1 protein-coding gene is annotated in these 550 nt (G+C 59.3%); it reads right to left on the reverse strand.

The window, feature by feature from the left end:
* On the reverse strand, positions 1 to 534 hold a 534-nt coding region (locus LPW30_RS15905), incomplete at its 3' end, for a hypothetical protein (protein ID WP_239681368.1).
* Positions 535 to 550: the final 16 nt, after the last annotated feature.

A 550-nucleotide genomic window follows, 5' to 3' on the forward strand; every position in this document is an offset into this window, starting at 1 on the left:
AAAGCTATCCATGCCGCCCGAGGTGATGACCTCACTGATCGCCCCGTCGTCGACGAGCGGAGCGATCCCGTTCGACTGAGGCATCCGCGCATAATGAATGTCGTACTCGCCAACTCGGTCCCCGAAGTGATCCGCCACCACCACACGGTAGGTGCCCGTCTGCTCCAGTGCGCAGGTACTGGAGGTCGAATGGCACTCCAACCCCGCAACCGGGCGATCTACCCTTCCACTCCAGGTCGTCTCGTTCAGCGTCCCGTCGGGGTTGTACAGCCACACGCGCGGCGCCAAATTCCCGGTGGTCCTGCCCACCCGGATGTGCACCGCCTCACCGGCGTTGAGGTTAAGCTCGAAGCTATCCATATCCCCAACCCCTAACTGACCCCTGATCACTCCGTCATTGATCAGCGAATTAGTTCCGTTCGGTTGCTCTGTTTCTGCCGGATTTAGCCAGCCCGCTATCTGCTCATAAACCTCATGCCCTGCATACCCATCCGGCTGAATGTCCATTTGGCCAATAGAACCGTATTGGGACACTGGGAGGCTATCCGAG

This window comes from Ectothiorhodospira variabilis (assembly GCF_022227625.1).
In the GTDB taxonomy this organism is placed as follows: Bacteria; Pseudomonadota; Gammaproteobacteria; order Ectothiorhodospirales; family Ectothiorhodospiraceae; genus Ectothiorhodospira; species Ectothiorhodospira haloalkaliphila.